Source organism: Winogradskyella sp. (assembly GCF_025210595.1).
Taxonomy (GTDB): Bacteria; Bacteroidota; Bacteroidia; order Flavobacteriales; family Flavobacteriaceae; genus Winogradskyella.
The window spans coordinates 24,603-31,833 of the sequence record NZ_JAOARH010000023.1; the positions used below are offsets into that span (position 1 = coordinate 24,603).

General features: G+C 31.6%; 8 protein-coding genes. 2 read left to right on the top strand and 6 right to left on the bottom strand.

The window, feature by feature from the left end; all coding sequences use genetic code 11:
• Positions 1 to 24 precede the first annotated feature (24 nt).
• A complete protein-coding gene (locus N4A42_RS02020; RefSeq protein ID WP_294069151.1) occupies positions 25 to 642 on the bottom strand; it encodes a LysE family translocator in 618 nt (205 codons plus the stop codon).
• A complete protein-coding gene (locus tag N4A42_RS02025; protein ID WP_294069155.1) occupies positions 643 to 1,677 on the bottom strand; it encodes a quinone-dependent dihydroorotate dehydrogenase in 1,035 nt (344 codons plus the stop codon).
• A 173-nt stretch (positions 1,678 to 1,850) separates the two neighbouring features.
• On the opposite strand from N4A42_RS02025, the gene N4A42_RS02030 reads away from it, so the two are divergent.
• Positions 1,851 to 2,681, top strand: coding sequence for a universal stress protein (locus N4A42_RS02030; protein ID WP_294069158.1), 831 nt, complete (start codon positions 1,851 to 1,853; stop codon positions 2,679 to 2,681).
• A 21-nt stretch (positions 2,682 to 2,702) separates the two neighbouring features.
• Complete coding sequence (gene pepT / locus N4A42_RS02035) at positions 2,703 to 3,947, top strand: peptidase T (RefSeq protein WP_294069161.1); 1,245 nt, start codon at positions 2,703 to 2,705, stop codon at positions 3,945 to 3,947.
• A gap of 148 nt (positions 3,948 to 4,095) precedes the next feature.
• Here pepT and N4A42_RS02040 read toward each other — a convergent pair whose 3' ends face one another.
• From N4A42_RS02040 to N4A42_RS02055, 4 genes are all read right to left on the bottom strand, one after another.
• On the bottom strand, positions 4,096 to 4,506 hold the full coding sequence (locus N4A42_RS02040; RefSeq protein WP_294069164.1) for a hypothetical protein: 411 nt from the start codon (positions 4,504 to 4,506) through the stop codon (positions 4,096 to 4,098).
• Positions 4,484 to 5,080 carry an archaeosortase/exosortase family protein gene (locus tag N4A42_RS02045; protein WP_294069167.1) on the bottom strand — a complete coding sequence of 199 codons (597 nt, stop codon included), beginning with the start codon at positions 5,078 to 5,080 and terminating at the stop codon, positions 4,484 to 4,486. Before N4A42_RS02045 ends, N4A42_RS02040 begins: the two co-directional genes overlap by 23 nt.
• A gap of 1 nt (position 5,081) precedes the next feature.
• A complete protein-coding gene (locus tag N4A42_RS02050) occupies positions 5,082 to 5,291 on the bottom strand; it encodes a PID-CTERM protein-sorting domain-containing protein (RefSeq protein ID WP_294069170.1) in 210 nt (69 codons plus the stop codon).
• A gap of 13 nt (positions 5,292 to 5,304) precedes the next feature.
• On the bottom strand, positions 5,305 to 7,231 hold a 1,927-nt coding region (locus tag N4A42_RS02055), incomplete at its 5' end, for a T9SS type A sorting domain-containing protein (RefSeq protein WP_294069173.1).

Here is a 7,231-nt window from a genome sequence, read left to right on the forward strand (position 1 = left end):
TTCAAATATATGACATTTCGCACATTATAATAATATGAAAACAGCAATACCAATAAAAACAACAATTTGCAACCATTTAAACATCAAACCAAAATTATTATGTTGCTTTGTAAATCGTTTAATCTGACTTGCTAACAAGGCTATAGAAGAAAAAACAATAAAAGATACTAACATGAAAATACCACCAAGTATATAAAATTGCCAAACCGTACTCATGGTTTCACTAAATAAAAATCCAGGAAAAAAAGCTAAAAAGAAAATCGTTACTTTTGGATTAAGCACATTCATAAAAAATCCTTGAACAAAAAGTGCTTTCAGACTTTTTTTGGGAACTTCATCAGAGTCTAAATTTAATTGCGCATTAGATTTATACACTTTGTAAGCTAAATACAAAAGATACAGAGCACCTAATAGCTTTATCGTAAAAAACACATAGTCATTTGCCTTAATAATGGCAGAAACACCAAATGCTAATAATGTGGTATGAACAATACATCCTGCAATTAGTCCGCAAACAGTAGCCAATCCATAAACCTTACCATTAGATATGCTTTGTACCAAAACATAGATATTATCTGGTCCAGGAGAAAAAGCTAAAACTGTTGTAGCACTAATAAATGTTATAAGTATTTCAAAATTCAACTACTTTCTATTTAGTAAAGCTTTATTTATAGACTTAATAAGTTGAGGCCCTTCATAAACAAAACCTGTATAGATTTGTACTAAATCAGCACCTGCATTTATCTTTTCTAAAGCATCTTCGGCAGAATGAATGCCTCCTACTCCGATTATTGGAAATGCCTTATTACTCTTATCTGCTAAATATTTTATAACACGTGTAGACTTTGCTTTTATAGGTTGTCCGCTTAATCCACCATTTCCAATTTCAGACAAACGGTTATCGGAAGTTTTTAAACCCTTTCGATCTATAGATGTATTACTTGCTATAACACCATCTAAATTGGTTTCTTTAACTAATTCTACAATTTCATCAAGCTGACCATCATTTAAATCTGGTGCAATTTTTAATAGAATTGGTTTTTGTTTTTCAAATTTTGTATTAGCATTTTGAACAGCTCCAATAAGCTCTAACAAATAATCTTTATCGTTTAATTTAGCGTGACTTCCCACATTTGGACAACTTACGTTTAATACAAAATAATCTACGTAAGGATGCAAAGCATTAAAACACTCTAAATAATCTTTTGTGTAATCTTCGGGTTTGGTCTGTGTGTTCTTTCCAATATTACCACCAATGATTAATTGCCCTTTGTTTTTCTTTAATTGTGTTATAGCAGCTTTAAGACCTTCGTTATTAAAACCCATTCGGTTTATAATACCTTTATCTTCTTTAAGCCTAAATAAACGCTGTTTTGGATTACCAACTTGTCCCTTTGGTGTCACAGTTCCTATTTCTACAAAACCGAAACCAAAATTTGAAAGTTCATTATACAAAACCGCATTTTTATCAAAACCAGCGGCTAAACCTACAGGATTTTTAAATTTTAACCCAAATAATTCACGTTCAAGACGAGGATCTTCAACCAAATATAGGCTTCTAAACAGACTTTTAAAACCAGGAATTTTAAAAATTGTTCTTATTAATGAAAATGTAAAGTGATGTACTTTTTCTGGATCGAAACAGAAAAGAATTGGTCGTATTATTGCTTTATACATGATAAAGAGTTTTGCTATGCAAAAATAAGAATCTAATCAATTCAAAGATTGAAAATTCTAAATTTAAAATTCATTTTAATCTTCACTATATTTTAAAATTTAAACTGTCATTTATCATTATTTTTAACGAATCAAATTATTAACTTTGAGCATTAACTAATTAAACAAAAAACATGAAAAGAATTATAATACCTGTAGATTTTTCTAAATATTCTGAGTATGCTTTAGAAACTGGAGCTGCATTAGCAAAACAATATGATGCTGAATTAATTGTAATGCATATGTTAGAGCTTTCTGAGTCTATTTTCTCTGCCTCTAGTTCTGCCAGAAATGAAGAAACAGCATTTATGCTAATGGTAACAAACAAAAACTTTGAAGAGTTCTTAGATAAACCTTATTTAGAAGGTGTTAACGTAACTCCATTAATTAAAAACCATAAAGTATTAAAAGAAGTTGCTGAAGTTGCTGGTCATGAAAAAGCAGACCTTATTGTAATGGGATCTCGCGGACACAGTGATCATGATGGTATTTTTACAGGTTCTAATACAGAAAAAGTAGTTCGTTATAGTGATACACCTGTACTGGTTGTAAAATCTAAACCTAATACAGTTAACTATAGCAATATAGTACTTGGTTGTGACTTTAAAGAAGAAAGTATTCCTGCTACAAAAAATGCGTTAGAATTATTAAATGAATTAGCAGAAAAAGTAACGCTATTACACGTTAATCTTCCTAACTTAAGTTTTATGAGTACAGATGAAATTAACGAACAAACATCTGAATTTTTAAAACTAGCACAATTAGAAGACAAAGGATTGAACATAGCTTACGCTGCAGACCACTCAGTTGAAGATGGTGTACTTAACCATGCTAGAAGAGAAAATGCTAATGCTGTTGCCATAATTACACATGGTAGAACAGGTTTAAGTCATTTCTTTGGAGGAAGTATTTCTGAAGATTTAGTAAACCACTCAAGACTTCCTGTTGTAACATTTAAATTATAATTTTTATAACAAAATAGACACATGCAGCATATTATAGATCGCTTTATAAGCTACATCACAATAGATACTGAATCTGACCCAAACTCTAACACAACGCCAAGTACAGAAAAACAATGGGATTTAGCCAATAAACTGGTTGAAGAATTAAAAGCCATTGGTATGAGTAACGTTACTATAGATGATAATGCATATATCATGGCAACTTTACCTAGTAATGTAGAACATGATGTACCAACTATTGGATTCATATCACATTTTGATACCTCTCCAGATTTTACAGGAGCTAATGTAAACCCTCAAATTGTTAAAGATTATGATGGTACAGACATTATCTTAAATGCAGAAGAAAATATAGTATTATCTCCAGATTATTTTGAAGATTTACTACTCTATAAAGGGCAAACCCTAATAACAACAGATGGCACAACACTTTTAGGTGCAGATGACAAAGCTGGTATTACTGAAATAGTTACAGCTATGGAATACCTAATTAACCATCCTGAAATAAAACATGGAGACATAAAAGTTGGTTTTACTCCAGATGAAGAAATAGGCAGAGGTGCACATAAGTTTGATGTTGAAAAGTTTGGTGCTGATTGGGCTTACACCATGGACGGAAGCCAAGTTGGCGAATTAGAATATGAAAATTTTAATGCCGCAGGCGCTAAGATTAAAGTAAAAGGAAAAATAGTACATCCTGGTTATGCCAAAGGCAAAATGATAAACTCTATGTATTATGCAACAGAGTTTATTAATGCATTACCTAGATTAGAAACTCCAGAGCATACCGAAGGTTATGAAGGTTTCTTTCACTTACATAATATTGAAGGTAAAGTTGAAGAAACTATACTACAATATATTATAAGAGATCATGATAAGGATAAGTTTGAGGCACGTAAATCCTTAATGGAAAAAATTACTCAAGACTTAAATACTAAATTTGAAGCTGAAATCTTTGAGATCGAAATTAAAGACCAATACTTTAATATGAAAGAAAAGGTTGAACCTGTAATGCACATTGTAGATATTGCAGAAGAAGCCATGAAATCTCTAGATATTAAACCTTTAATAAAACCAATTAGAGGTGGTACAGACGGTTCTCAGTTATCATATATGGGTTTACCTTGTCCTAATATTTTTGCTGGTGGTCATAACTTTCACGGACGTTATGAGTATGTACCTGTAGAGAGTATTCAAAAAGCTGTAGAAGTAATTTGTAAGATTGCTGAATTAACAGCAGAAAAGAATAGAGATTTCAATCAATAGAATTAATTTATCTCTGATTTACAATTACCTAAACTAAAAACTAGGATAATTAAAAAAAGTAAAATTCTTCAGTAAAATACAGATTAGTCACTGTATCATTTTCTGAAGAATTTTACTTTTTTGTTTAAATCTATGAAATAGTAAAATACTATTTACTTTGGGTATTCAAGGATTTATTAAGTAATCCCATAGCCACATATAAAATTGGAGATATTAACAACTCTTGAATTGTTCTAGCAAAAATACTTAACCTTGGTATTGCTTTTCCTTCTAAAAATAACCAATCAAACAATCCTATAGAAGTAATAATACATAATCCTCCTATATGTACTACATGCCAAATCGTTGCCATCCATGTTACCTTGAGTTTACCTAAATGATACGTTCCAGCAAAATAAACCGCAATAGTAAACAACAAACTAATAAAGTGCCTTAACTTTCTTGGCAACATTGCAGTATCTCTTTGTTCTGCAATAAAAATATAATAACAAGAATATAGAATAAAAATAATAATAAGCCCCATTATAAAACGGATCTTATCTGACTTGTATAGTTTCATTATTTAAATGAATTTTTCGAGTGTAAACTATCCATATTAAAAACGTAACTGAATACACCGTAACATTAAATATATATTTATGTGCAATATCGAAATAATAATGATAATATTCACGCAAATGTATTAAAGCTATACACCTACCTATATTAACAATATCTAGTAATATAGCACCTATTATAATGTAGCGTACTTTTCTCCAAAATGAAGAAGGCATACATATTATAAAACCTATATATAAAACTATCAATTCTAATCCATTACATAAATCGGCTATAGATAAAACTTTTTTACCATTGTGATATATTTGAGAAACTAAACCCGTAGTATATTCTCCTTCATACACTGTTGTACTTTCTTCTCTAACAGACTTGAAGTTAGACATTGAACTCCATTCATTTAACACCTTCACCGATGCATCTCCAACATGTGTAGTTAATGGATGATCCAAAACTTTTGAATCTAATAAAAATCCAATATATATTATTTTCCAAACGACAAAAAACAATAAGGCTTTTCCTAAAAAAAGCCTTATTGGTAATGGAATGTCGCTTAATAAAGATTTAAGCTTTATCACACTATTTCAAATTATCACGTAATTTTTTCACTCCAAATGCTGCTGCACCTATAACTAGAGCTACTAGCCCTCCATCTAAAGGTATAGCATCTTGTGTGTCAGTAGATCCGCCAGGAGGACCTTGAGCATTTAAATTTGTTGTAATTGCTATTGCGAAAACAACAGCCACAGTACTAATGGTCTTTAAAATTCTATTTTTTGAATTCTTCATTTTAATTTATTTTTTAATTAATAATTAACTTTTTAGTTGTTGTTTTACCTTTAGAACTCAGTTCTACAAAATAAGTTCCCATACTAAATGTTGTAGAACCTGTTTCAACTGTTATTCTACTACCTGCGTTAAATCCAGATTCTTCATATAACTTATTACCTAATACATCATAGATTGTAATTTCTAAGTCATCCATTCCTAATGGAACATTTAAATAGAACTTACCTAAGTTAGTTGGGTTTGGATACAACTTAACACTTTCAATATCAAAGTTACTATTTGATAAGGTAGTCTGAACAAATACAACCTTAAAGCGGTCTCCTGAGATTGAAGCAGAAATACCTTCATCTACAGAGTAGTTATAGTTAACTGATCCACTCATAGGAATTTCTGTATACACACCAGTATAATTATCATATAAATACGGTGTTGCGCCTTGTAATGATATTCCTTCTGCTACAATAGTATAATTTGTATTTCTATATGTATTAATCTCTAACTGAATTTCTTCTGCATCTTGTGGTGCAGCTCTATTCTCAATACTAAGTAATACACCATTATTATTAGTGGCAAAATTCTCATCTAAGTTAGTGATATTAGGTGCATCATTTGCATCAATATTATTATTTCCATTAGTATCAAATAATATTAACACACCATCCGCTGCAGAGCCATTATTAGCTAAAGCATTACTTTCATATAAAGATAAACGTAATTGTCCTTGACTAACCATATCGCTAGCATCTCTAAACACTGCTGTTTCAGATCCTGCTGTATTTTTACTTGCTTGTGTAAAGTTTACAGACGACGCACCTGCACCTGCTGTATAAACCCATCCTGCTTGACCTGCTTGTAAAAATTGATCTGCGTCAGAATCTGCTGACGAAGCAATACCTGAAGAAGCTAATACAGCTGTATAAGCACCTCTTTCCCCAAGAGTTGGATCCCAAACCCAGTAGAAATTAGGACTAATATTAACAGAACCTGTTGTAAGTACTGCGTCCATATCAATTTTAGACTGGAAAGGATTACCAACAGCAATAAATCTTTGCTCTGGTACATTAACCGATATCATCTGACCACCAATATTTTCTGCTGTTAACTCACCTGTAGCACGTAATGTGGTTTCAGATGGTGTAGCATTATTATTTGTTAAGTCAGTAGTTCTATCACCTCTAATTAGAATATGATACATAGTACCAGGTAATAAATTAGTAGCATTAGTATTCTCTAATTCCTCATATAAATAGCCTACATTGTCAAAAATATACGCTGAAGGGTTACCTGTTTCTGTAACATCAAAACCGTCAGTATTACCAGCAGGTCCTGTAATGTGTGTATCTTGTTGCCAGTTGTCAGATATAGGTGTGTTTGTTGTTACAGGCGAACCTAATTGACGGTAAGCTCTCTTTGCAGGTATATAACGTTCTACCGTAAAATCACCTACAAACATACCGATACCAGAACCAATATAAGCAGATCCATTAGCATCAGATTTAAAAGTGGTAGTACCATTATTGGTTACAACACCGTCATTTCTAACTACAGCATTAGAATTTACTCTTAATGATGCACCGTTATCTACTGTTACTGTTGAGCATTCACTTACATACAGCTCTTGACCTGAAGTTATAACTGGATAGTTTGGTACACCCATAGGAATAGTTGCATTAGAATTCATTGATAATCCTGGTCCTACATTACCTTGCCAGTTACTTGCATTTTCCCAATCTGAATTCATAGCTCCAGTCCATACATAATCTGGTAATTGTCCATTATTACACGGATCTGGTGTTTCGCAACTTACAGCTAATGTATAATCACCTGAGTTACTACCAAAACCTTCTATCATAATGTAATAATCTGTTGCACCATCTGAAGTAAAAGTTACCTCTGATTGTAAACTACATGAATCATCATTTGAAAATAACTCCGATCCA

Bases quoted from the DNA above. Each gene is read 5' to 3' on its own strand.
- N4A42_RS02025 (WP_294069155.1), bottom strand. From the start codon at position 1,677: ATGTATAAAGCAATAATACGACCAATTCTTTTCTGTTTCGATCCAGAA.
- N4A42_RS02030 (WP_294069158.1), top strand. From the start codon at position 1,851: ATGAAAAGAATTATAATACCTGTAGATTTTTCTAAATATTCTGAGTAT.
- pepT (WP_294069161.1), top strand. From the start codon at position 2,703: ATGCAGCATATTATAGATCGCTTTATAAGCTACATCACAATAGATACT.
- N4A42_RS02040 (WP_294069164.1), bottom strand. From the start codon at position 4,506: ATGAAACTATACAAGTCAGATAAGATCCGTTTTATAATGGGGCTTATT.
- N4A42_RS02050 (WP_294069170.1), bottom strand. From the start codon at position 5,291: ATGAAGAATTCAAAAAATAGAATTTTAAAGACCATTAGTACTGTGGCT.